Here is a 560-nt window from a genome sequence, read left to right on the forward strand (position 1 = left end):
GTTCGATTTTGTGCCGCACGATAGTCTGGTAGCCGTCATTATCCGGCCCGAGGCCGCCCGCACCCCCGCCATCGACCTGCCGCTGCTGGCCGATGACCCGACCGTGACGATGATGCCGCCCGCCGCCGAAGGGACAGCGGCTTCGTCGCTCAAAACCCCACCGGTAGGGCAGGAGCAGCCCGCTCCGGCCGATGCCCCGCCGCTGGTACTGCGCCCCGATCCCAGCTATCCCGCCTACCTGTACTGGCACCTGGCCGACCGCCGGGGCGTGCTGCGTCGCTACGAAACCCGCGCAGTATCGCAGCGCCTGGTGGTGCAGGTGCCGCGCCGGCTGCTGCGCGGCGGCGATGTGCTGCGGGTTCACTTCAAAGGCTACACTGCCACGTATTCGGAATGAATAGCCTGCGTAACTATCTGATAAAAAAAGTGCTGACCCTGCGGCGGCGCGCCTGGCTGGCGGCGCTGCTGGCGGGAGCGCCACTGGCGGCGCAGGCGCAGCAGGTGTTGGTGCAGGCCAACGTGGCCGACGACACCGTGAAAACCACGTTCGGCCCCAATCG

The 560-nt window shown here is 67.7% G+C and carries 1 protein-coding gene; it reads left to right on the forward strand.

What is annotated here, in order from left to right:
* The coding region (locus tag ACYVDE_RS25805) for a hypothetical protein (protein ID WP_460504354.1) at positions 1 to 397 on the forward strand (397 nt) is incomplete at its 5' end.
* Positions 398 to 560: the final 163 nt, after the last annotated feature.

The organism is Hymenobacter agri, from assembly GCF_054778495.1.